Origin of the sequence: Micromonospora salmantinae (assembly GCF_022230905.1) — a bacterium.
In the GTDB taxonomy this organism is placed as follows: domain Bacteria; phylum Actinomycetota; class Actinomycetes; order Mycobacteriales; family Micromonosporaceae; genus Micromonospora; species Micromonospora salmantinae.
The window spans coordinates 472932-495002 of the sequence record NZ_JAKKFG010000045.1; the positions used below are offsets into that span (position 1 = coordinate 472932).

The following is a 22071-nucleotide window of genomic DNA, read 5'->3' on the forward strand; positions in this document are numbered from 1 at the left end:
GGCTGCGCTGGGAGGTGGACGATCGCACCTACTCGCCGGTTTCTCGTCGTCGAGAAGACCCGTCGACCACCTTAGTGCCTGATCGACACCGGTAGACAGCTGTCGATTGATTTCATGCTCGTTAAATGCTCGGGTTGTCCCGCCCCCGCATGTTTCGCGCGGATGTGACGCTCATCTCGGTCAGGGTGCCGAGATGACGAACTGCTGGGCCTTGTGGTCGGACAGGCCCTTGGGGAGGGTCAGGTCGTAACTGTGCACCTTGATGTCCGGAGTGGTGAAGAGCCAATCGATACGCCACATTAGTGGCTTGTCGCCCACCGGCCAGGTAGCCGGATAGAGAGACGAGAGTGCCCTGCTCTGGTCGACCAGCCGGTCGGAGACCATGTCGAGGAGATTCATCGACGGTGAGGTGTTGAGGTCGCCGGCCATCACCGCCCGGTTCGGGTTCTTCTCCAGGTCGGCGGCGATGGCCTGGTAGCTGGCCTGCCGGATCTCGAAGTTGAACCGATCGATCTCGAACATGTTCCGGTCGTCGTCGCTACGCAACAACAGGATCCGGACCGGCGGCTGGAAGATGTGCGAGTTGTAGAACGACACGACCTGGCCGTTGACCCGGATGTCGGTACGCAGCGCCTGTGACGTGTAGAACAGCGGTCGGTCGACGAGGGCCGGCGGCACCGGCTTCAGATCGTCCGGCAGGTACGGCTGGGAGTCGAGCCACGCGTGCCCGACCACCGGCAGCCGGGTGAGCGTGACGTTGCGCCCCTCGCGGACGATCGTGTAGCCGGGGAACGCGGCCGTCAACTGCGCCGTCTGGTCGATCTCGTACGCCTGCGCGAAGATGTCGACCAGCGAGTCGTCGACGTTGGCGTACTCGTGCAGCATGTAGACGTCGGCGTCCATCTCCCGCAGGAAGTCGTAGAACTGCCCCGTGGTGGTGCGCTGCTCCCCGCCGTTGCGCCGGTCCTGGTCCCAGTACTCGGTGTTCCAGGTCACCACTTTGACGGCGTCGGCGGGCGCCGGCGGCGGGGTGTAGAGCACTGTCGCGAAGTTGATCCCGCTGTAGCCGAGACCGAGCACCAGTGCGAGCAGTGCCGCCCCGACCAGCCGCCCGCGTATCGGCCGCGCCAGCCAGGCGACGGGCAGCAGCAACACCGGGACCGCCGCCCAGGCGATCGGCGGGAGCAGGTCCACCGGTCCCCATACGTAAGTCCGGGCACTGAGCAGGTGGTGCAGCACGACGAGGACCAGCCAACCCACGCAGGCCACGGCCGCGAGACGCACCCCCCAGCGGGCCCTCCGGGACCGGGCAGAAGGATCCGGCGACAACTCCGGATCCTTTTCGTCCATTATTGCGGTCGTTCTCGCCGCCGCTTCCGTCATGGCAACTCCTTTACGTGGCTCCGGTTCCCGCCGAGGTCGGTGCCGGCCGGGAAAAAGGTATCGATCGACACCTTGCTCGAAGCTTGTTCCCGACACCAAGGAGGGGGCAATCGTCGCTCACTAGCGTCACGAGCGCCAATACCGGATTCACCACCGAGGAAGGGGCCGCCGAATGGATCAGGCGCAGCATTTCGACGCTCGCCCGGAGTTGGCGTCGGCGGGCGGGGCGGGGCTGGTCGGTCCGACATGCGACTTGCCCGGCATTTGGCGGGCCGGCCCGACTGGTCGGTAACTGTGGCCGGTGGACGGTCAGTCGGTATATATCCGATAACGGCGAATGCCGGAAACGTGGCCGCCTTGCAGTCGTGACACTGCCGTCGAGAGCGCGGCATCTTTTCGAAACGGGAGGTGGAAGTGCACGTTGTGGTGACCGGAGCCGCCGGCATGTTGGGCACCGCGCTGTTGGCGCGCCCCTGGCCGGGAGTGACATGGACCGGAGTGGACATCCGTCCACTCGCGCCTCGGGTGCGAGAGCGGGCGACCTTCGTCCGCGCCGACGTCCGGGACGTCGAAGCGATGACCCGCGCCTTCCGCTCCGCCGACGTGGTCATCCATTCCGCCGCCGCGTTGCCCAGCCACCGGGCGGCGGAGATCCGATCGGTGGACGTGGACGGCACCGGTTCGGCGCTGGCCGCGGCGCGGCGGGCCGGTGTGGACCGGTTCGTGCACATCTCGTCCACCGCCGTCTACGGACTGCCCCGGGACTGCCCCACGCCGGAGGACTACCCGTGCGAACCGGTGGACCCCTACTCGGCCGCGAAGCTCGGCGCCGAGACCGCCGTGCTCCGGCAACGCTCACGGGGCCTCTGCGCCCCGATCCTGCGGCCCAAGACCTTCCTCGGCGAGGAGCGGCTCGGTCTTTTCGCCATGCTCTTCGAGTGGGCCGAGGAGGGCCGGCACTTCCCGCTGATCGGCGGCGGCGAGGTCGCCACCCAGATGCTCGACGTCGAGGACCTCTGCGCGGCGATTCAGCTGATCTGCGAGGCGCCCGACGACAGGGCCAACGACACGTTCAACATCGGCGCGCGCGAGTTCCGCACGCTACGGGAGGACTTCCAGGCGGTCCTGGACGCCGCCGGCCACGGCAGGCGGGTCCTGGCCATGCCGGTGGGGCCCGCCGTCGCCGCGCTGCGCGTGCTCGCCGCGACGCGCCTCTCTCCGGTCTACAAACGACTCGTACACAAGCTCACCCGAGACTCGTACGTCTCGATCGACCGGGCGACCCAGCGGCTCGGGTTCAATCCGCGGTTCAGCAACGAACAGGCGTTGTTGAAGACGTACTCGTGGTGGCGGGCGAACGCCGCCGGGGCGCGACGCAGCGCCGGACGTACCCACCGCGACCCCTGGAAGCAGGGCGCCCTTCGCCTGGCGAAGGCGCTGTTCTGACACTCCACGGAGCAAGGAGAGGTCCGCCATGAATCACGCCCTGGAAGTCCCGAACCCCACCTCGTCGGACCTGCCCCTGGTCTCCGTCGACCCGGCCGTCGCCGTGCAGGCGCTGAAACCGCTGGCCCGCGTCACCGGACTGCTCGTCCTGCTGCGGTCCCGTCAGTGGGTCAAGGGCGGCCTGGTGCTGGCGGCGCCGCTGGTGGCGGCCCCCGGCGCCGCGGTGACCCATATCGTGCCGCTGCTCGGCACGCTGCTGAGCTTCCTGGCCGCCGCCTCGGCCGTGTACGTCTTCAACGACCTGAGAGACCGGGAGCGCGACCGGCTACACCCGGTCAAACGAAACCGTCCGCTGGCGAGTGGGCGGGTGAGTACGACCGCCGCGGTCATCCTCCTCGTCGGCCTGCTCGCCGGCACCGCCGCCCTGGCCACCCTGCTACCCGCCCTGACCGGCGTCGTCGTCGCCGGCTATCTCGCCCTCAACCTCTGGTACTGCCTGGCGCTCAAGCACCAGCCCCTGGTCGACGTGTCGGTCGTCTCCATCGGCTTCGTCCTGCGGGTGCTGGCCGGCACCGTCGCCGTCGGCGCGGCCGTTCATCCGGCGCTGCTGATCGGGGTCTACTGCGCGTGCCTCGCGCTCTCCCTCGGCAAGCGACGCCACGAACTCGCCGCCCTGTCGGCCGCGGGCGGCGAGGCCGGCGATCACCGGCCGGCGCTGCGCGCGTACTCGGTCCACTTCCTGGACCAGGTCGTGGTGGTGAACCTGGTGGCGGCGCTGATCGGCTACGTCGGCTTCGTCTGGACCCAGACACCGCCGTACGGGCCGGTCACCGCGGGGCTGACCTTTCCGTTCGCCGCGTTCGCGGTACACCGCTACCTGCAGATGATCACCATGGGTGGATCCGGTGGTGATCCGGTCGAGGACCTCGTCCGGGACCGCGCGATGCTGGTCAATCTCGGCCTCTGGGCCGCGGTGCTGGCGCAGGCGATGGTGGCCAGCGCCTGGCCCGTCTGGTAACCGATCGACACCCCTTGGAGATGCGCGTGAGCAGCAAAGACTCCTACGAATACGACCTCTGCGTCGCGGTCAACTACTACTCGCCCTACGTCAGCGGGCTGACCGAGGTGGCCCGGGTGCTCGCCGAGGGCCTCGCCGGGCGGGGCTGGCGGGTGGCGGTGGTCGCCGTCCGGCACGATCCGGCGCTTCCGCTGAGGGAGATCCGCAACGGCGTCGACGTCTACCGCAGCCCGGTGGTCGCCTCGGTCGGCCGTGGCCCGGTCAGTCCCGGCTTCCCGTCGCTGGTGCGCCGGGTCGCCCGGCGTTCGCGGGTGGTCAACCTGCACCTGCCGATGCTGGAGGGAGCGCTGATCACCGCCCTGCCGCTGCGGGTGCCGGTGGTGACGACGTACCACATCGACCTCTGGCTGCCGCCCACCCTGGTGACCCGGGCGGCGATGGCCGCGGTACGGGTGTCGTCGCGGGTCACGCTGCGCCGCTCGGACGCCGTCGTCGTCAACAGCGACGACCAGGCGCAGTACTCGGAGCTCTGGTCGATCCTGCGGTCCAGCCAGCGGTCCGCGATCCCGGCGCCCTGCCTCGACCGGCGCGGCGGGGAGGCCGCATACCGGGAGACCGGCGGCCCGCATATCGGCTTCCTCGGCCGGATCGTGCCGGACAAGGGTCTGGACTACCTGGTCGCCGCGTTCGCCGAGATCCCGGATCGTGAGGCGCGGCTGCTGATCGGCGGCGACTATCTGACCGTCGAGGGCGGTAGCGTGATCGCCCGGATCCGGGCGGCCGCCGAACGGGATCCCCGGATCCGGATCCTCGGGCTGCTCCGCGGCCGGCAGATCAGTGATTTCTACGCGTCCATCGACGCCTTCGCCCTGCCCTCAGTCGCCGAGTCCTTCGGTATCGCGCAGGCTGAGGCGATGATGTGCGGTATCCCGTCGGTCACCACCGACCTGCCCGGCGGCCGGTATCCGGTCCTGGCAACCGGGATGGGGAGGGTCGTCCAGCCGCGGGACCCGGCCGGACTGCGCGTGGCCCTGCTGGACGTGCTCGGCTGGGCCGCCGACACCCGACGCGAGGGTGCCAAGCGGGCCCTTGAGGAGTTCAGTGTGGACGGATGTCTGGACCGGTACGCGGCGCTGTTCCGGGTCCACGGGGCGCGAGCCGGCGCATTGATGTGAGTGCTCATCCGGTCAGTAGGATGGCGGCAACGTTCCGTCACGGAGGTGCAGATGCATAGCAGGGATTTCGGTCGTCTCGGCACTGTCAGCGCGCTCACCCTGGGCGGTGGCGGGATCGGCGGTGTCTGGGGGGCGACCGACCGCGCCGAGGCGGTGGCGACCGTGCGGGCGGCGGTCGACGGTGGCATCACGATGCTCGACCTGGCCCCGACCTACGGTGACGGCTACGCGGCCGAGAACGTCGCCGGTGCCGCCCTGCGCGCCATTCCGGCCTCGGACGTCCTCGTCACCAGTAAGATCGAATTGCCCGAGCAGGATGGTGGTGATCTCCCGGAGAAGATGATCCGCAGCCTGCACGCCACCCTGAAGCGTCTCGGCCGCGAGCAACTGGATCTCTTCCTGCTCCACTCCCAACTACACCCGCGCGGCTGGACCGGTCCCACTCCCCGGACTCTCGGCTGGGACCTGTACCGCGACCAGGTGGTGCCGACCTTCGAACGGCTGCGGGACGAGGGCAAGATCCGGGCCTGGGGGTTGACCGGTGTAGGCCACCCGCAGACCGTGATCGACGCCATGCACCAGCAACCGCGCCCGGATGCGGTCCAGGCGGTGGTGAACGCCCTTGACCTCAGTGGCGACATGTGGCTGCTCGGCGCGTCGGCCGCGCCTCGGAATGACGAGATCCGCCGAGCCGCGGTCGACGACGGCGTCTGCGTGATCGCGATCCGTGCCGTGGCGGCGGGAGCGCTCACTGGGGAGATCGACCGGTCCGTGGCGGACGACGCCCCGGTCGCGGTCGACTTCGCCCGGGCGGAGCGGTTCCGCGCGCTCGCCGCCGAGTTCGGCGAGTCGCCCGCCTCGTTGGCCCACCGGTCCGCGCTGAGCGTCCCGGGCGTGGCGACCGTGGTGCTCGGCGTGAAGAACCGCACCGAGTTGGCCGAGTGCCTCGCCGCCGAGGCCCGTGGGCCGCTGACCGAGGTCGAACGGAAGGCGCTCCTCGACCTGCGGAGCTGAGCGGACGGTGGGCCGGAGCGACGCGTGATGCTCCCGAGGCGGCCCCCGGCCCGCCATCGTGCCGAGCCGGGAAACATATCGGACCGATGCACGTCGGGGGTAGCCCCGGTCGTCGAGGGGTGGGGGCGAACCAGTACGGTCCTCCCGTTGCCGACGAGCGCCGCTAGCTCAACTGGCAGAGCAGCGGACTCTTAATCCGCGGGTTCGGGGTTCGAGTCCCTGGCGGCGCACCAGCGATACCCAGGGGACATAGCTGACTAGCTATGTCCCCTGCGGTCATGCGTGGGGCGCGGGTGGGGATCCCCTGCTGCCCCACGTCATCCGGATCGAATCCCAGCTCAGACCTGCGGAAGGCCGCCGGTCTGGGGGTCGGCGGGTGCGGCGTCGAGGACGAGCAGGCTCACGGGTGCGGCGAGTAGGCCGCCGGAGATGCCGGTGGCCAGGCCCCGGCCGGAGGCATGGGCGGCCGGGGCCGGCCCGCAGCAGCTGTCGGTGTTGGCGGACTCGTCCGGGTTGCTGTTGCACACCCCGGTCTCGGGTAGGTCGAGTTGGACGTCGCGGGCGGCGGCCCAGTCGCCGGCGAGGGCGGCGACGACGGAGCGGACCTGCTCGTAGCCGGTGGCCATGAGGAAGGTCGGCGCTCGCCCGTAGGACTTCATCCCGACGGCGTAGTAGCCCGACTCGGGATGGGTGAGCTCGGTGACGCCGTGTGGGGGCACGGTGCCGCAGGAGTGCTCGTTGGGGTCGATCAGCGGGGCCAGGGCGCGGGTGGCGCCCATCACCGGGTCAAGGTCGAGGCGCAGTTCGGCGGCGATGGAGTGGTCGGGGCGGAAGCCGGTGGCCGCGACGATGCGGTCCACTGTGGTCTGCTCTTCGCCGCCGTCGGCGTGGCGCACGACCACGTTAACCCGACCGTCGGTGGGGGTGAGGGCGTGCACGGCGAACCCGGTGAGCAGGCGGATCTGGCCGGCGTCGACGTGCGCGCGTAGCCGGGAGCCGAGCGCGCCGCGGGCGGGCAGGGCGTCGGCGTCGCCGCCGCCGTAGGTGCGTGCCGGTGAGCTGGTGCGGATCGCCCAGGTCACCTCGGTGCCCGGGGCGGATTCGGCCAACTCGGCGAGGGAGAGCAGGGTGTTGGCGGCGGAGTGGCCGGCGCCGACGACGAGGGTGTGCCGGCCGGCGAAGCGGTCCCGGTCGACGCCCAGGACGTCGGGCAGGGCGTGCTCGAGGTGCGCCGCGACGGCGGTCTCACCTCGGGCGGGCAGTCCGGAGGAGCCGAGGACGTTCGGGGTGCCCCAGGTGCCGGAGGCGTCGATGACCGTGCGGGCGAGCACCTCCTGGCCGTCGGTGAGGCGGATCAGGAACGGCGTGCTGTCGCGGCCGACGGTGCGTAGGCGGTCGAGGCCGAGGCGGCTGATCGCCTCGACGCGGGCGCCGTAGCGCAGGTGCGGCTTGAGCTGCGGCACCACCGCCAGGGGTTGGAGGTAGTCGTCGGCCAACTCGGCGCCGGTGGGCAGGGCCTCCAGGTCGGGGGCGACCCACCCGGCCTCGTCGAGCAGGCGGCGGGCGGCGGGGTCGATGTTGTACCGCCAGGGAGAGAAGACCCGGACGTGGCCCCACTGCCGCACCGCGGCGGCGGGGGTGTCACCGGCTTCCAGGACCAGGAACGGTAGGTCACGCTCGTGCAGGTGCGCGGCGGCGGCCAAGCCGACCGGTCCGGCGCCGATCACCACGACGGGCAGATCGTTCAGGGTGCTCATCAGCTATCTCCTCTGTGTCGAGAATTGTCGAATCAAGCAGGTGGACAGCGGCCGTGCGTCGGGGCCGAGGGTTGGTCAGGTGATGACGGGGCTGCGGCGCTCCAGCAGGATCACGTCGCGCCACCGGCCGTGGTGGCGGGCGACCCGCTCGCGTACGCCGATGACCCGGAAACCGGCGCGCTGATGCAGGCGGAGGCTGGCGGTGTTCTCGCCGAAGACACCCGACTGGATGGTCCAGACGCCGGCTGCTTCGGTGGAGGCGATCAGGGCGTCCAGCAGGAGGCGGGCGACGCCGCGGCCTCGGGCGGCGGGGTCGACGTAGACGGAGTGCTCGACCACGCCGGCGTAGACCGCGCGGGTTGAGGTGGGCGAGACGGCGACCCACCCGATCACCGTGCGGTCGACGGCGACGAGGCGGTGCTCGGGCAGTTTGCCGGCGTCAAACTGCGCCCAGGTCGGTGCCGTGGTCTCGAAGCTGGCGTCGCCGCCGTCGAGGCCGGCCTGGTAGATGGCGAGCACCCGGGCGGCGTCGTCGGCCGTCATGGGGCGAACGGTGATGTCGACCATCAGCACGCTCCGTTCGGGTGGGGGGCAGGTCGGCCCATGACGACGTCGGCGGCGGAGGGGAGGCAGTCGACGCAGGCGTCGTTGGTCCGGTAGTGCCGGGCGGTGCCGACCGCCTCGACGAGGACGAACCGCACGTCGGTGAGGATCTTCAGATGTTGGGAGACGGTGGACTGGGCCAGGCCGACGGCGGCGACGATCTCGCCGACGCTCATCGGTCGGGCGTGACGGGCGAGGTACTCGACGATCTGAACCCGGGTCGGGTCCGCGAGGGCCCGGAACCACGACGCGTACTGCTGCGCGGTGCTCCGGTCGAGCAACTCGTCCACGACTTCACCTCTTCTATCGTTCATCGCCGATCGGCGATGAAACTGTAGCGGGTGCGGAGGCGGCCAGGCCGACGGTGGCGACAACGAGGCGGGCGATCGCGTCGAGGGTGTGCGGGTTGACGCGGTCCGGGGTGTCGGCGGGGCTGTGGTAGCCGGCCATGCCGGCGCCGATGCCCACCGCCGCGAGCCCCGCGGCGGCGTAGCGGCGGTTGTCGGAGGCGACCGGCCCGGCGGCGAGCGGAAGGCCGGTGTGCCGCCCGGCCTGATCGAGCAGCGCGAGCAGCGCGTGGGCCGGCCCGCCAGCCTCGACCGCGGCGGCCCGGTCGAGCAGCCCGGCACCGTCGACGTTGATGACCAGCGGCCGAATGTCGCCCGCCTGCAACTGCTGGCTGTGGTGGGCCGAGCCCAGCGCACCAACCTCCTCGGCGTCGAGCAACGCGACCGCCACCGCGACCCCCGCAGGGCGGGCGGCGGCAAGGATTCGGGCGGCTTCCAGCACCACCGCGACGCCGCTGGCGTTGTCCGACGCGCCGGGTTGACGCAGGCCGGGATGGTCGCCGACGCCGTCGTAGTGCGCGGTCAGCAACACCTCGGTCCCGCCCGGCGCAACCGCCGGGAACCTCGCGTGGATGTTGGCGCCGGTAACGTCGCGGCGGCGCAGCGGGGTGTTCGCGCTCCACCAACCCGCACCGGTGGCGGCGGCCAGGACGGAGCGGTGGGTGCCCGCGTCGAGGGTCAGCATGGGCAACGGGCCCGGGTCCGGGCCGGCGAGGACGGTGTACTGCCAGCCGCCGGCGTCGACAGCCCGGCTCACCAGCAGACCCGCGGCGCCCGAGGCGTCGCGGGCGGCGTCGAGAGGGTTCCCGCCCGCGGGCACCACCAGCCACCGGCCGGTCGGGTCCCCGCTGCCGGTCACACCCAACGGGCCACGCCTGACCTCAGAGGTGTCGGCCGAGGCGGAGTGGACCGCGACCTCGCGGCCGAACGTCAGCCGCGTCGAGGTGTCGCCGTCGCCCCAGACGACGGTCGGCGCCGCGTACAGCTCGGGCACGTTGCGGACCCGGAAGTCGTCGGTGTCGACCGCCGCGCCGAGGTCGGCGAGGTGCGCGACGAGCCAGGCGCGGGCGGCGGCGCCGCCGGCCGTGCCGACCCGCCGGCCGGTGAATTCAGCCGAGGCGAGAGCGGAGATCGTGGCGGCCATCCGCTCGGCCGAGACCAGGCGAAGTGTCGCGTCGAGGTGGGCGACCGATCCCGATCCGGCGGTCATCCGCAGCACCCCTGACCCGTCGTGACGGCTTCGGTCTTCGCCTCGGTGCCGCAGCAGGAGCCGGCCGCTTCGGCGGCCTGCTGGCTGCCGCAGCACGGTCCCGCCGTCGGCGATTGCCCGGCGGGCGGGAGGACCGAGCCGACCGCCTGCGCGGGGCTGCCGCAGCAGGAACCGGAGCCGGTCACGGCCAGGGCAGCCCCCGGATCACCGGCGAACCCGCCTCCCGTCGCGGGGTTGGTCTGGGTGTTCTCGCTCATCACACAACCTTTCGATCAGGGGTTATCGGACGCCGATCAGGGCAGGGGCCGTGTCACGGACCTGGTCGTAGCGCCGCTGCGCCCGCTGTGCCGCGGTGGACACCCGGGCGCAGGAGTCACAGAACCGCGCTGCCGCCTGAGCCTGCGCTGAACGCCGTGTCGTGCCGAACATGCCGACTCCTTCCCCGCGACGCCTGTCTTGACGTTCGTCGAATCAGAGAGTTGCACGCTGCTTAGACACCTGTCAACCTAGAGGCATGTCAAAGCAAGCCGGGCTGCTTCCCGTCATCGACCTCACCGCCGACACGCCGTGCTGCCCGCCGCTGGCGCAGAGCCCGGTGCCGGCGCAGACCGCCGCGGTGCTCGCGCCGGCATTCAAGGCGCTCGGCGACCCGGTGCGGCTGCGGCTGATGTCGATGATCGCCTCGGCGAAGAGCGGGGAGGCGTGCGTCTGTGACCTGACCCCGGCGTTCGACCTGACCGGGCCGACGATCTCGCACCACCTCAAGACGCTGCGCGAGGCCGGCCTCGTCGACGCCGAACGCCGCGGCACCTGGGTGTACTACCGGGCCCGGCCGGCCATCCTGCGCCAGCTCGCCGGGCTGCTCAGCGTCGAACCGGCCGCCGTGGCCTGAGGTCTGGCCGTCGACCCGGGTCGGCCAGGGTGGTTGCGACGTGGGTGGCTCAGGCAGCGCTGGCCGAACTGCAGTCCTACCTCAAGACCTGCCGCTGCACCGACCCCCGCCCCGAGGGGGCTGCGGACCGCCCCGCGCCGCCACCCAACCGTCGTTTGACACTCCCACGATCGCTCAGTAATCATTGAGTCAATGATGACTGAGCTTGCTTCCTTGCGGGGGCGCGCCCGGATCCACGCCGCGCTGGGCGACCCGGCGCGCCTGGCGATCGTGGACGCGCTCACCCTCGGCGACGCCTCGCCCGGAGAAATCGCCCACGACCTGCAGATACCGACGAACCTCGTCGCCCACCACGTCAAAGTCCTCACCGACGCGGGCCTCGTCGTGCGTGGCCGCTCCGAGGGTGACCGGCGCCGCACCTACCTGCGGCTGCGTCCGGAAGCCCTCACCGCACTGCGCCCCACGCCCCTGACCGGCGTGGGACGGGTGGTGTTCGTGTGCACCCGCAACTCCGCCCGCTCGCAACTGGCCGCCGCTCTCTGGTCCGAGCGCACCCACACCCCGGCCGCGTCCGCGGGGACACAGCCCGCCGAGCGGGTCCACCCCCGTGCCGTCGCCGTCGCCCACCGGCACGGTCTGGCCCTCGACCCGAGCAGCACCAACCGTGTCGCGGACATCGTGCGCGACGACGACCTGGTCATCGCCGTCTGCGACAACGCCCACGAGGAACTCACCGCCCCAGCCCAGCCCCGGCTGCACTGGTCGGTGCCCGACCCCGTCCGCCTGGACACCGACGACGCCTTCGAGGCGGCGTTCGCCGACCTCGCAGCCCGCGTCGACCGGGTCGCCCCCGTCATCACCCCCGCCATGAGCTCGCGAGGACCCCATGACTGACACTCACGCCCATCCGCAGCTGTCCATCGACCAACAGCTCGCCCTGCGCACCGCCGCCACCCGCCTCGCCGAGGAGTTCACCGGCGTCTACGGCACCGAGACCATCGAGCGGTTCCTGCACACCAGCTACGACCAGTTCGCCACCGCCGGCAGCATCCCCCACTACCTGCCGCTGCTCGCCGAACGCTTCGCCCGCCAGCGCCTGCAGGCCCTCGCCCGCGTCGAGGGCCACCACCGCGACGGCCGCCCCGTCGCCCTGTTCCTGTGCACCCACAACGCCGGCCGCTCGCAGATGGCGTTGGGGTTCTTCACCCACCTCGCCGGCGACCAGGCGGTCGCGTGGTCCGGCGGCAGCGAACCCGGCGCCGAGGTCAACCCCGCCGCCATCGCCGCGATGGCCGAGCGCGGCATCGACATCGCCGCGGAGTTCCCCAAGCCGTGGACCGACGAGGTCATCCGCGCCGCCGACGTCGTCATCACCATGGGCTGCGGCGACGCCTGCCCGGTCTTCCCCGGCACCCGCTACGAGAACTGGGACCTCGACGACCCCGCCGGGCGCGACCTCGCCGACGTCCGGCCGATCCGCGACGACATCGAACGCCGCGTCCGGCGCCTCCTCGACGACCTCCACGTCGCCCACCCGGCATGACAGACCCGATCCACACCACCAGCGACCGAGAACCGACGGGAGTGCCCGTGAGCACCCGCACCGCCCCTGACATCGACTCCGGCGAGAACGCCGTCGTCGGCCGCCTCTCCCGACTCGACCAGTTCCTCCCCGTGTGGATCGGGCTGGCGATGGTCGCCGGCCTGCTCCTCGGTCGGCTGATCCCCGGGTTGAACAGCGCCCTGGACGCGGTGCAGATCGGCGGGATCTCGCTACCGATCGCGGCCGGTCTGCTGATCATGATGTACCCGGTGCTGGCGAAGGTCCGCTACGACCGGCTCGACACCGTCACCGGCGACCGCCGGCTGCTTATCTCCTCGCTGGTCCTCAACTGGGTCGTCGGCCCCGCCGTGATGTTCGCCCTGGCCTGGCTGTTCCTGGCCGACCAACCCGCGTACCGCACCGGCCTGATCATCGTCGGCCTGGCCCGTTGCATCGCCATGGTCATCATCTGGAACGACCTCGCCTGCGGTGACCGGGAAGCCGCCGCCGTCCTGGTCGCGCTCAACTCGGTCTTCCAGGTCATCGCCTTCGGCCTGCTCGGCTGGTTCTACCTCGCCGTGCTTCCCCAGTGGCTGGGGCTCTCCGGCGCCGAGTTGACGGTTTCGGCCTGGGACATCGCCGCTAACGTGCTCATCTTCCTCGGCATCCCACTGCTCGCCGGCTACCTCACCCGCCGCGTCGGCGAACGCGCCAAGGGCCGCACCTGGTACGAGGCCCGCTTCCTGCCCCGCATCGGCCCGGCCGCCCTCTACGGGCTGCTGTTCACGATCGTGATCCTGTTCGCCCTGCAAGGCGACGCCATCACCAGCCGACCCCTGGACGTCGTCCGCATCGCCCTGCCCCTGCTGGTGTACTTCGCACTCATGTGGGCCGGCTCCTACGCCCTCGGTCGGGCCATCGGCCTCGGCTACCAGCGCACCACCACGCTGGCGTTCACCGCCGCCGGCAACAACTTCGAACTCGCCATCGCCGTCGCGATCGGCACCTTCGGCGTCACCTCCGGCCAAGCCCTCGCCGGCGTCGTCGGCCCCCTGATCGAAGTGCCCGTCCTCGTCGGCCTCGTCTACGTCTCGCTGTGGGCACGCCGCCGCTTCTTCACGTCTACGCCTTCCGCCACGACAGCCGCCTAACCGGTAAGGGAAACACCGTGAGTGACAAGCCCAGCGTCCTGTTCGTCTGCGTCCACAACGCCGGCCGCTCCCAGATGGCCGCCGGCTGGCTGCGCCACCTCGCCGGCGACACCGTCGAAGTCCGCTCCGCCGGCTCCGCCCCCGCCGACACCGTCAACCCCGCCGCCGTGCAGGCCATGCGCGAGGTCGGCATCGACATCACCGACCAGACCCCGAAACTTCTGGAGTACGAGACCGCGGAGTCCTCCGACGTCATAGTCACCATGGGCTGCGGGGACGCCTGCCCGGTCTTCCCCGGCAAGCGCTACGAGGACTGGAAACTCGACGACCCCGCCGGCAGGGGCGTCGACGCCGTCCGCCCGATCCGCGACGACATCCGGGGGCGGGTGGAGAAGCTCCTCATCGAGCTGCGCCCAAGCGCCTGACGCCGCCCTCGTCGCCGCCCGCCGGGCCACCCACGACCCAGGCCACGACACACGGGCCGCGGTTTTCCTCCCGGGTTACCCGGCGAGTCGGGCGCTGATGTCGGCGACCGTGGCCTTGGCCGTGCGCCCCGCGTCCACCAGTGTCGCTGACGCCGACCCGGTGAGGTGGGCGGCTCGGATGAGCCGCTGATCGTGCGGGCGGCCATGTTGGGGTGCTGCCACCCCGCCACGCTACGGCGCGGTGCCAGGCGTGCGCCTCGACGAGGCGCCTGAGCGTGCAGGGTCGGCTCCGTGACGATCAGGAGCCGCCTGCCGAACGCGGCGCGTACATGATCAGGGCGACGCCGATCAGGCAGATGCCGGCGCCGATGACGTCCCACCGGTCGGGTCGGAACTTGTCGACGATCACCCCCCAGGCGAGGGATCCGGCCACGAACACGCCGCCGTAGGCGGCGAGGATGCGTCCGAAGTTCGGGTCGGGCTGGAAGGTGGCGACGAATCCGTACGCGCCGAGGGCGATGACGCCGGCGGCGATCCACCACAGGCCGCGGTGCTCGCGCCAGCCCTGCCAGATCAGCCACGCCCCGCCGATCTCGAACAGGGCGGCGACGATGAACAGCAGGATCGAGCGGACGACGGTCATCCGTGGACCGTACCGATGTGCCCGCGGACCCCGATCATGCCGGTGACCCGGTCGAACAGGCACCTCCTGGAGCGATGGTGGCGAAGGGGATGGGACAGCACGGCTGGCCGGCGCACTCGACGAGGTCGTCGCAGCCGGCCTTCACTGCGGCGCGCAGTGTGCCGGCGATGACCTGCAAATCAGCGATCTTCGCCTCGACCTCGGCGAGCTTCGCTTGGGCGCGGACCCGCAGGCCGGCATCGGTGTGGCGGCCGTGACGGTGCCGGCCCGCGTCGAGCAGCTCGGCGACCTCGTCGAGGGTGAACCCGAGCCGCTGCGCCGCTTTGATCACCCTCAGCACGGTGACCGCTTCGGCTGGGTAGAGGCGGTGCCCGCCCAGGCTTCGGTCCGGTTCGGCGAGCAGTCCGCGGCGTTCGTAGTAGCGCAGTGTCTGCGGGTGCACCCCGGCTGCGGCGGCGACCTGGCCGCTGCGCAATCCGCTCACGCCGTCATCCCGGCGGCGGCTCGCAGCGCGAGCGCGTCGAGGACGTCGACGTGCTGGGCCGGCACCCGCACGTCGAGACGCAGCGTGCCGGTGTCGGCGGCGAGGGTGAACGTGAAGAACGAGCAGCAGGAGCTTTCCCGGCCGATCAGGTCCCGTGTGGTGGCCTCGGCGGTCGGGTCGAGACGCCACCGCATCTCGGTGGGGGACAGCCGCTGCTGCGCCAACAGGGCGGTGGCGAACAGGTAGTCGAATTCGGCCAGCCGCAGCGGCCGTTGCCCGCTCGGCAGGGTGCACGACTCGGGCACCCACGGCTGGGAGTCAGTGGTCATACCAACGACGGTAAGCGTGTACCTGAGTACCGGATGCAAGCCCAACGCTCAGCAAGCTTGTCGACCGGTCACCGCCGTTCGGGTGCCACCCATGCGGGGCCGTTCAGACAGTTGGGCCTTGGTGGTGGTCGAGTTCGGCGCGGAGCGTGTCGGCGAAGCCTTCGGCCATGGCGAGTTGGTCGCGCAGGGCGGTGACGCGGGTGGTGGCGGCGGTGTGGAACATGGCGAGCCGGTCGAGCAGGGCTGCGCGGTCGGCGCCGGTGGCGGTGTCGAGGGCGTCGAGGACGGTGAGGAGGTCCCGCATCTCGTCGAGGGTGAAGCCGAGGGGTTTCATGCGCTTGACGACGGCGAGGCGGTCGAGGTCGGGCTCGGTGTAGAGGCGGAAGCCGCCCTCGCTGCGGGCGGAGGGCACGATCAGGCCGGCTTCCTCGTAGTGGCGGATGGTGCGGATGCTCAGCCCGACCCGTTCGGCGGCCTCGCCGATCTGCATGAGCCGGCCGGTGGCCGAGCCGGAGCCGTGCTGCTCCGGCCCGGTCTCCCGGGTGGTGGTGGCCATATCAGTGGCCGACGCCGAGCTGGCCGGCGAGGGTGTCGTGGATGCGGGCACTGGGCTTGTTCAGTTCGATGATCTCGACGGTCTTGCCGCGGGTGGCGTACTTCTGCGTGATGGCGTCGAGGGCGGCGACGGATGAGGCGTCCCAGACGTGGGCGTAAGTCATGTCGATGACCACCGTCTCGGGGTCGTTCGCGTAGTCGAACTGGCCCACCAGGTCGTTGCTGGAGGCGAAGAACAACTCGCCGCGCACCGAGTAGATCCGTGTGGTGCCGTCCGGGTCCAGGACGCTGGTGACCTCGACCAGGTGGGCCACCCGCCGGGCGAAGATCACCATGGCGGTGAGGACGCCGACCACGACGCCGATGGCGAGGTTGTGGGTGGCCAGGGTGGTGGCGACGGTGGCGACCATGACGGTGGTCTCGCCGTACGGCATCCGCTTCAGCGTGGCCGGGGCGACGGAGTGCCAGTCGAAGGTCGACACCGCCACGATGATCATCACGGCGACCAGGGCAGCCATCGGAATCACCGCCACGACGTCGCCGAGCGCGACGACCAGGACCAGCAGGAACACGCCGGCCAGGAACGTCGACAGCCGGGTACGGGCGCCGGACGCCTTCACGTTGATCATCGTCTGTCCGATCATGGCGCAGCCACCCATGCCGCCGAAGAAACCGGTGACGATGTTGGCCACGCCCTGGCCCCAGGACTCGCGCGTCTTGCTGGAGGGGGTGTCGGTGATGTCGTCGACCAGCTTGGCGGTCATCAGCGACTCCATCAGCCCGACCAGCGCGATCCCCAGGGCGTAGGGGGCTACGAGGGTGAGGGTGTTCATGGTCCAGGGGATCTGCGGAAGGCCGAGGGTGGGCAGGCTGTCCGGCAGGGCGCCCTCGTCGCCGACGGTCGGCACCGCCACGCTGGCGAAGACGGTGACCAGGGTCAGGACCACGATGGCGACCAGCGGTGCCGGGATGGCGCGGGTGAGCCGGGGGAGCCCCACCATGATCGCCAGGGCGACGGCGACGAGCGGGTAGACCAGCCACGGCACGCCGAGCAGGTGCGGGACCTGGGCGGCGAAGATGAGGATGGCCAGGGCGTTGACGAAACCCACCATGACGCTGCGCGGGATGAACCGCATCAGCTTCGCCACGCCGAGCACGGCGAGCAGGATCTGGATCGCGCCGCCGAGGATCACCGCCGCGATCAGGTAGTCCAGCCCGTGTTCCTTCGCCAGCGGCCCGACGACGAGGGCGATGGCTCCGGTCGCGGCGGAGATCATCGCCGGACGCCCACCGCAGATCGCGATGGTGACTGCCATCGTGAACGAGGCGAACAGCCCCACGCGGGGGTCGACACCGGCGAGGATCGAGAACGAGATCGCCTCCGGGATCAACGCCAGGGCGACGACCAGACCGGCGAGGACCTCGGTGCGGAACACCTTCGGCGACAACCAGGACGGACGGGACAGACGCGGCCGGTTGACCGCGGACAGCACAGAAGACATACAGCCATTTCCACTCGGGCGTCCCGTGGACGCGCTCAGCTCCGCCCTGGATCGGGGCAGCTACCCGACGATCAGCGACAGCCGGTCGAGCGGCCTCAGGGCGTCATTGCCCGGACACGTCACGGTCGCCGGGGGAGCCATCCGGCCTCGCCCTGATAGCCGACAGCGAACCTACCCTTCCGTCAGAGGAGAGTTCACCGAAGGTGGTGATCATCACTCGGCCGTTGCGGGTACTTCCCCGTTCGCGCCCGGACGGCCAGCGCCAGAGCTAGCGGGCGGCCCTGTCACCGGTGGGTCGCGAATGCCGGAAGGCGCTCAGCAGGGCCGAGACCACCGCAGCCACCAGCAGGACCATCACCACGTTGAACAGCACCGTGTCGCCGGTGGAGCGGGGCGGGAAGATGTCCTTGGCGAGCCAGCCGACGCCCGTCCCCAGCCCCAGGCAGACGTGCATCATGGCCCGCAGGCGCGGCTGGGGCTGAGGGCGGCCGAAGATCCGGGGCGCCGTCGTGCCGCCACGGCTCTTGTGGAACAGCACAGTGGCGAAAGCCACGTTGGCTGCGGCGGCGATGACCGCCAAGACCACGTCCACGGATCCCATGGCCCGAACGCTATCTGAACCTGACACCAGGCGTTGCCGGCGCCCGCAGACGCCGGCAACGCCCCTGGTTCAGTTGGCGTGGGTCAGGCGGGTGGTGATGCGCAGGCCCAGAAGGGTGTCGTTCATCCACGGCACCCGCTCGCGGTGCAGACCGGCGGTCATCTGGTCGGCCCAGACCTCGTACCGCTGCATCAGCGTGTTGGCGCGGGACCGCGCGCTGGTGATCAGGCAGTCGCCCAGTGGGTCACCGGGCAGGTTGGACGAGTCGACAGCGGGCTCGCAGGGCACCTTGAGGCTGACCTGGTCGCGCAGTGGGCGGCTGGAGTCGGGCGAGCACGGCGTGGGCCCGCACTGGGCGTAGTTTCCGCTCGCCGTGGCGTAGGCATTTCCGATCTTGGCGTCCGTCGGCATGTTCACCGGCATCTGGTACTGCCCGAACAGGTTCGCGGACAACACGTCGTCCGAGTCGAGGGCGTTGGGCAGACCCAACCGGGTGTACGCCTGGAGCAGCCGCGCCGCCGTGTTCACCTTCTTCAGGGCGGTGGGCACCGCCCCGCTGACCTGGGTGCTCTGGTCCCGTACCCGGTCGTACATGGACTTCTGCCGGGCCTGGAGGAAACCGCGCAGGGTCGGCGTCAGCGTGGCGTCCAGTGCCGTGTTGTTCACGGCCGTCGCGCCGCTCGCGAAGGCGTACCGGCCGGACGGCCACTTCTGGGTCAGGGCCTGTTCGGGCGTGGTCTGGCTGCTACAGCTGAAGAACTCGCAGTAGACCTGGTAGACCTGCTCGTCCGGCCAGGTGTAGTCGGCGGTGCGCGAGTTCTGCCAGGCCACGGACGAGTTCAGCCGGAACCGGCTGTGGACCTGCAACCGCAGCTTGCCGTAGGAGCGGATCACTCCGCTCCCGTTGCCGGTCGTCCGGGTGTGGACCCAGCTCGGCGTGTAGCAGTGGCCGACCTCGGGCAACTCCCGTACCCCGGCCGGCGGCTCGTCGTGGCGCGGTGTGTACGCGTACTGGAGTGCCCGCACCATGTTCGACATCAGCTCGTAGCGAACGTTGCTGGGCCGGTCGATCTGCCTGCTGCCCTCGCACGCGGGCACCGTCGCCTCGTCTGCCTTCGCCGGCGCCTGGGCGAGCGGCTTGTCGGTGTCCCAGAACAGGTCGTAGTTCTTGGGCGTCTTGACCTGTACGCCGTTGGCGTCCGGCTCGTAGCGGACCTGGACCTCGTTGGTCCGGAAGGCGGCCAGCGCGGTCGACAGTTCGTTGGTGGCGGCGACGTACTCGTTGACCAGCCCGGTGATCAGCCCGTTGGCGTTGCCGTCGACCGGTCGGCCGAAGCTGGCCGCGAGGTCGGCGATACGGGTGCCCTCCGCCTCGATCTGCGCGGCCCGGCCGGCGCTGACCTGGGCGGCGTACGTCGGGTTCTGCAGCATCAACATGGCGTACGACTGCGCGCCGAGGTTCCACACCGTCGGGTTGCCGACCGGTGTCGACGGTTCGACCATCGAGGGGTCACGTCCGCTGGCGACCCGAGCCAGGTAGTTGATCGACCGGGCCTCGCCGAAGCTGTTCAGTACTGTGGTCGGGTCGACCGCCGGGTTGTCGGCGTCGGTCCTGGGCACCACGAAGGCGGCGCCGCTGGCCAGCTGTGTCGAGGTCAGGTGGAATTCGTTCTCCGGGTCGACGAACTTGCCGTACGTCGGGATCGGTTGACCGAAGTTCTCCAGATAGCCGACGTACTTGTTGATGTCGGCGCGGGCGTCGTGCAGGGTGGCGTCGCCGATCGCGGCCAGCACTGTGGCGGCGATGTCCTCCAGGCGCAGGCCGAGCTGGGCGACCTGCTGCTGGACGAGGGTGATCTGCGCGGTGTTGCCGGCGATCGCGGCGTTCAACTTGCCGAACTGGGCCATCATGTTCGCGTACACCGTGTTGATCTGGGCCTCGACCCGCGCGAAGCTGGCCCGCATCTCGTCGCCGAGGGCCCGCACCTCGTCGCGCAATGCTTTCACCTGGGCCAGGATCTGTGCGTCCAGCGACGGTCCGCTGCTGCCGAAGAGACCGACGATCGACATCACGGCACCGAAGACGTTGCCGGTCATCGCCAACGTCGCGGTGCTGAAGATCGAGCCCGCGAGGCCGCGGCCGGTGATCGCCGCCGCGTACTTGGAGATCGCGCTGATCGTGGTGAGGACCGCCTCCCCGATCACCTTGGACTTCTTGCCGGCGGCCGGGTCGGCGAACCCGATGATGGTGGAGACCATGCCGACCCCGGCCTTGATGTCGGAGATCGTCTGCTGCCGAGCCGTGTCCCGGTCCTCCGCCGCCTTCTTGGCCGCCGCGGTGCACGCGGCGCTCGGCGGCCCTTCCGGCGGACACTTGCTGTTGTTCTCGCCGACCTCGAGACGGATCTCCAGGCTCAGGCCGAGCAGCTCCGCGTGCAGGGAGGCAAGCTGCTGCTTGGCCGCCGCGACGTACGCCGTCGAGTCGTCCCGCAGCGCCAGGATCGCGTCGAGGTCGACATGTGAAAGTCCGGGATCCTGCTGGAGCTCCTCGTAGGTGCTGGTGATGTCCACCCCGACCGGCTCACCGAGGACGGCGTTCCAGGCGGTGGCGACGGGCACGCTGGCGGCCCCCGCCTGTCGGGTCGCGGACCACACCGCGGCGAGGGCGTCGTCGCGGCCGCGCAGCCACTGGGCGGTCCGCAGCGCGCCGGAGGCGAGTTCCTCGCGGGTGTCCCACGGCTCGACCGTCTTGCCGATCACGGCCCCGACCAGGCCGGTGATCTCCGGCGAGGTCCGGGTGTCGCCGCCGGGAGCGCCGAGCAGGATGTCGACGGACTTGAGCAGCAGGTCCTGTTCGGGCAGCAGGAGGTCGAACGCGGTCAGCGAGCCGTCGAGCAGCTGCTGGCGTGCGGTGAGCTGGGTCTGTGCCTGTTCGGCAGTGGCGTTCGGGTGCAGCCGGTGCCACTGGACGAACTCGGCCGACAGCACGACGGTGGTGATCCGAGCGGCGCCCTGGAGATGGATCTCGGCGACCTGGCCGAAGGCCCGGTCGGTGAGCGCTGCCTGAGGGACGGGGACGGGGACGGGATCGGCCGACGCGGGCTCGCCGAAGAGCACGCTCGCCGCGGTGACCGCGATCATCGCCAGCGCGGCAGTCCCGCGCCTGGTGCGCGTGGAACGTTTGGATGTCATGGCGCGAACGTATTGAGCGGCCGGAAAGGGCGCTGAAACCGTGCTGATCCGGGCCGGCTGCCCGGTCCGCGCCTCAGCCGTCCAGGCTGGTGAGGCGCCCGTCCCGCATCTGGACGGCTCGGTCGCAACGCGCGGCGATAGCGGCGTCATGGGTGGCCATGATGAGAGTCGTGCCCTGCTCGTCGCGCAGCCTCAGCAACAGGTCGACGATCGCGGTGCCGGTCTGACTGTCGAGATTGCCGGTGGGTTCGTCGGCCAGCAACAGGGCAGGTTGGTTGATCAGCGCGCGGGCGATGGCGACCCGTTGCTGCTGCCCCCCGGAGAGCCGCGACGGCAGGGCGGCGGCCCGGTCGGCGAGCCCCACCATCGCCAGCAGTTCGTGGGCACGAGCGACCTTGTCGAAGTCGGTGCGGAACGGAATCAGGGGTGCCACGACGTTGTCCAGGGCGGTGAGCGTGGGCAGCAGGTGGAACCGTTGGAACACGAAGCCGACCCGTCGCCGGTAGGCGGCCAACCCCCGGCCGGCCAAGCCGGTCACCTCCTGGCCGCCGACCTCGATGGTGCCACCGTCACTTCGTTCGATGGCACCGATGAGGTGCAGGAGCGTCGACTTGCCCGAGCCGCTCGGCCCGGTCAACGCGATCGCGGTGCCGGCGTCGATCTCCAGGCTGACGTCGTTCACCGCGACCAGCGGTGCGCCGTCGGGCAGCGGAAAGGACTTCCGTACCCGGGTGAGACACACCAGGGGCACGGTGACGGTGCTCGACGGCGCAGCTGACGTCCGTTCCATCGGACCTACTC

Annotated in this window: 25 protein-coding genes and 1 tRNA gene; 10 read left to right on the top strand and 16 right to left on the bottom strand. The window is 70.7% G+C overall.

The window, feature by feature from the left end; all coding sequences use genetic code 11:
* Window positions 1–180 precede the first annotated feature (180 nt).
* A complete protein-coding gene (locus PSH03_RS31125; RefSeq protein ID WP_210781004.1) occupies window positions 181–1284 on the bottom strand; it encodes an endonuclease/exonuclease/phosphatase family protein in 1104 nt (367 codons plus the stop codon).
* Window positions 1285–1797: 513 nt separating this feature from the next.
* Here PSH03_RS31125 and PSH03_RS31130 point away from each other — a divergent pair.
* The 5 genes from PSH03_RS31130 to PSH03_RS31150 all read left to right on the top strand — a co-directional run bounded on the left by PSH03_RS31130 (window position 1798) and on the right by PSH03_RS31150 (window position 6269).
* Window positions 1798–2829: an NAD-dependent epimerase/dehydratase family protein gene (locus tag PSH03_RS31130; protein ID WP_210781124.1), complete on the top strand. Its 1032-nt coding sequence runs from the start codon at window positions 1798–1800 to the stop codon at window positions 2827–2829.
* A 28-nt stretch (window positions 2830–2857) separates the two neighbouring features.
* Complete coding sequence (locus PSH03_RS31135) at window positions 2858–3847, top strand: UbiA prenyltransferase family protein (RefSeq protein WP_238691208.1); 990 nt, start codon at window positions 2858–2860, stop codon at window positions 3845–3847.
* 20 nt (window positions 3848–3867) lie between these two features.
* Entirely contained in the window at window positions 3868–5022 is a 1155-nt protein-coding gene (locus tag PSH03_RS31140; RefSeq protein ID WP_238691209.1) for a glycosyltransferase family 4 protein, read from the top strand.
* Window positions 5023–5073: 51 nt separating this feature from the next.
* Window positions 5074–6036, top strand: a complete 963-nt coding sequence (locus PSH03_RS31145; protein WP_210781007.1) for an aldo/keto reductase — start codon at window positions 5074–5076, stop codon at window positions 6034–6036.
* 157 nt (window positions 6037–6193) lie between these two features.
* Window positions 6194–6269: transfer RNA gene (locus PSH03_RS31150), tRNA-Lys, on the top strand.
* 105 nt (window positions 6270–6374) lie between these two features.
* On the opposite strand, the gene PSH03_RS31155 is transcribed toward PSH03_RS31150, so the two are convergent.
* The 6 genes from PSH03_RS31155 to PSH03_RS31180 all read right to left on the bottom strand — a co-directional run bounded on the left by PSH03_RS31155 (window position 6375) and on the right by PSH03_RS31180 (window position 10382).
* Window positions 6375–7793, bottom strand: coding sequence for an NAD(P)-binding domain-containing protein (locus PSH03_RS31155; protein ID WP_238691210.1), 1419 nt, complete (start codon window positions 7791–7793; stop codon window positions 6375–6377).
* A 75-nt stretch (window positions 7794–7868) separates the two neighbouring features.
* Window positions 7869–8360, bottom strand: coding sequence for a GNAT family N-acetyltransferase (locus PSH03_RS31160; RefSeq protein WP_210781009.1), 492 nt, complete (start codon window positions 8358–8360; stop codon window positions 7869–7871).
* Complete coding sequence (locus PSH03_RS31165) at window positions 8360–8710, bottom strand: ArsR/SmtB family transcription factor (protein ID WP_210781010.1); 351 nt, start codon at window positions 8708–8710, stop codon at window positions 8360–8362. Before PSH03_RS31165 ends, PSH03_RS31160 begins: the two co-directional genes overlap by 1 nt.
* Window positions 8700–9953 (bottom strand): M28 family metallopeptidase, encoded by a 1254-nt coding sequence (locus PSH03_RS31170; RefSeq protein WP_210781011.1) that lies wholly within the window; start codon window positions 9951–9953, stop codon window positions 8700–8702. The genes PSH03_RS31165 and PSH03_RS31170 overlap by 11 nt, the downstream gene beginning before the upstream one ends.
* Window positions 9950–10210, bottom strand: coding sequence for a hypothetical protein (locus PSH03_RS31175; RefSeq protein WP_238691211.1), 261 nt, complete (start codon window positions 10208–10210; stop codon window positions 9950–9952). Before PSH03_RS31175 ends, PSH03_RS31170 begins: the two co-directional genes overlap by 4 nt.
* A gap of 22 nt (window positions 10211–10232) precedes the next feature.
* Entirely contained in the window at window positions 10233–10382 is a 150-nt protein-coding gene (locus PSH03_RS31180) for a hypothetical protein (protein WP_210781013.1), read from the bottom strand.
* A gap of 85 nt (window positions 10383–10467) precedes the next feature.
* Here PSH03_RS31180 and PSH03_RS31185 point away from each other — a divergent pair, with 85 nt between their 5' ends.
* From PSH03_RS31185 to PSH03_RS31205, 5 genes are all read left to right on the top strand, one after another.
* Window positions 10468–10845 (top strand): ArsR/SmtB family transcription factor, encoded by a 378-nt coding sequence (locus PSH03_RS31185; RefSeq protein WP_210781014.1) that lies wholly within the window; start codon window positions 10468–10470, stop codon window positions 10843–10845.
* Between the two features lie 195 nt (window positions 10846–11040).
* Window positions 11041–11739, top strand: coding sequence for an arsenate reductase/protein-tyrosine-phosphatase family protein (locus PSH03_RS31190; protein WP_238691212.1), 699 nt, complete (start codon window positions 11041–11043; stop codon window positions 11737–11739).
* Window positions 11732–12388 (top strand): arsenate reductase ArsC, encoded by a 657-nt coding sequence (locus PSH03_RS31195; RefSeq protein ID WP_210781016.1) that lies wholly within the window; start codon window positions 11732–11734, stop codon window positions 12386–12388. Before PSH03_RS31190 ends, PSH03_RS31195 begins: the two co-directional genes overlap by 8 nt.
* A 47-nt stretch (window positions 12389–12435) precedes the next feature.
* Window positions 12436–13539, top strand: a complete 1104-nt coding sequence (gene arsB / locus PSH03_RS31200; protein ID WP_308194411.1) for an ACR3 family arsenite efflux transporter — start codon at window positions 12436–12438, stop codon at window positions 13537–13539.
* A gap of 17 nt (window positions 13540–13556) precedes the next feature.
* Window positions 13557–13964 (top strand): arsenate reductase ArsC, encoded by a 408-nt coding sequence (locus PSH03_RS31205; RefSeq protein WP_238691213.1) that lies wholly within the window; start codon window positions 13557–13559, stop codon window positions 13962–13964.
* A gap of 75 nt (window positions 13965–14039) precedes the next feature.
* On the opposite strand, the gene PSH03_RS31210 is transcribed toward PSH03_RS31205, so the two are convergent.
* The 9 genes from PSH03_RS31210 to PSH03_RS31250 all read right to left on the bottom strand — a co-directional run bounded on the left by PSH03_RS31210 (window position 14040) and on the right by PSH03_RS31250 (window position 22060).
* On the bottom strand, window positions 14040–14186 hold the full coding sequence (locus PSH03_RS31210) for a hypothetical protein (RefSeq protein ID WP_238691214.1): 147 nt from the start codon (window positions 14184–14186) through the stop codon (window positions 14040–14042).
* Window positions 14187–14262: 76 nt separating this feature from the next.
* Window positions 14263–14607 (bottom strand): YnfA family protein, encoded by a 345-nt coding sequence (locus PSH03_RS31215; RefSeq protein WP_210781018.1) that lies wholly within the window; start codon window positions 14605–14607, stop codon window positions 14263–14265.
* Between the two features lie 34 nt (window positions 14608–14641).
* Window positions 14642–15091 (bottom strand): MerR family transcriptional regulator, encoded by a 450-nt coding sequence (locus PSH03_RS31220; protein WP_238691215.1) that lies wholly within the window; start codon window positions 15089–15091, stop codon window positions 14642–14644.
* Complete coding sequence (locus PSH03_RS31225) at window positions 15088–15420, bottom strand: hypothetical protein (RefSeq protein WP_238691216.1); 333 nt, start codon at window positions 15418–15420, stop codon at window positions 15088–15090. Before PSH03_RS31225 ends, PSH03_RS31220 begins: the two co-directional genes overlap by 4 nt.
* 103 nt (window positions 15421–15523) lie before the next feature.
* Window positions 15524–15976, bottom strand: a complete 453-nt coding sequence (locus PSH03_RS31230) for a MerR family transcriptional regulator (RefSeq protein ID WP_372494932.1) — start codon at window positions 15974–15976, stop codon at window positions 15524–15526.
* 1 nt (window position 15977) lies between these two features.
* On the bottom strand, window positions 15978–17477 hold the full coding sequence (locus PSH03_RS31235; protein ID WP_210781022.1) for a SulP family inorganic anion transporter: 1500 nt from the start codon (window positions 17475–17477) through the stop codon (window positions 15978–15980).
* A gap of 268 nt (window positions 17478–17745) precedes the next feature.
* Complete coding sequence (locus tag PSH03_RS31240; RefSeq protein WP_238691217.1) at window positions 17746–18078, bottom strand: hypothetical protein; 333 nt, start codon at window positions 18076–18078, stop codon at window positions 17746–17748.
* A 69-nt stretch (window positions 18079–18147) separates the two neighbouring features.
* Complete coding sequence (locus PSH03_RS31245; RefSeq protein ID WP_238691218.1) at window positions 18148–21270, bottom strand: hypothetical protein; 3123 nt, start codon at window positions 21268–21270, stop codon at window positions 18148–18150.
* Window positions 21271–21343: 73 nt separating this feature from the next.
* On the bottom strand, window positions 21344–22060 hold the full coding sequence (locus PSH03_RS31250; RefSeq protein ID WP_238691219.1) for an ABC transporter ATP-binding protein: 717 nt from the start codon (window positions 22058–22060) through the stop codon (window positions 21344–21346).
* Between the last annotated feature and the right edge of the window lie 11 nt (window positions 22061–22071).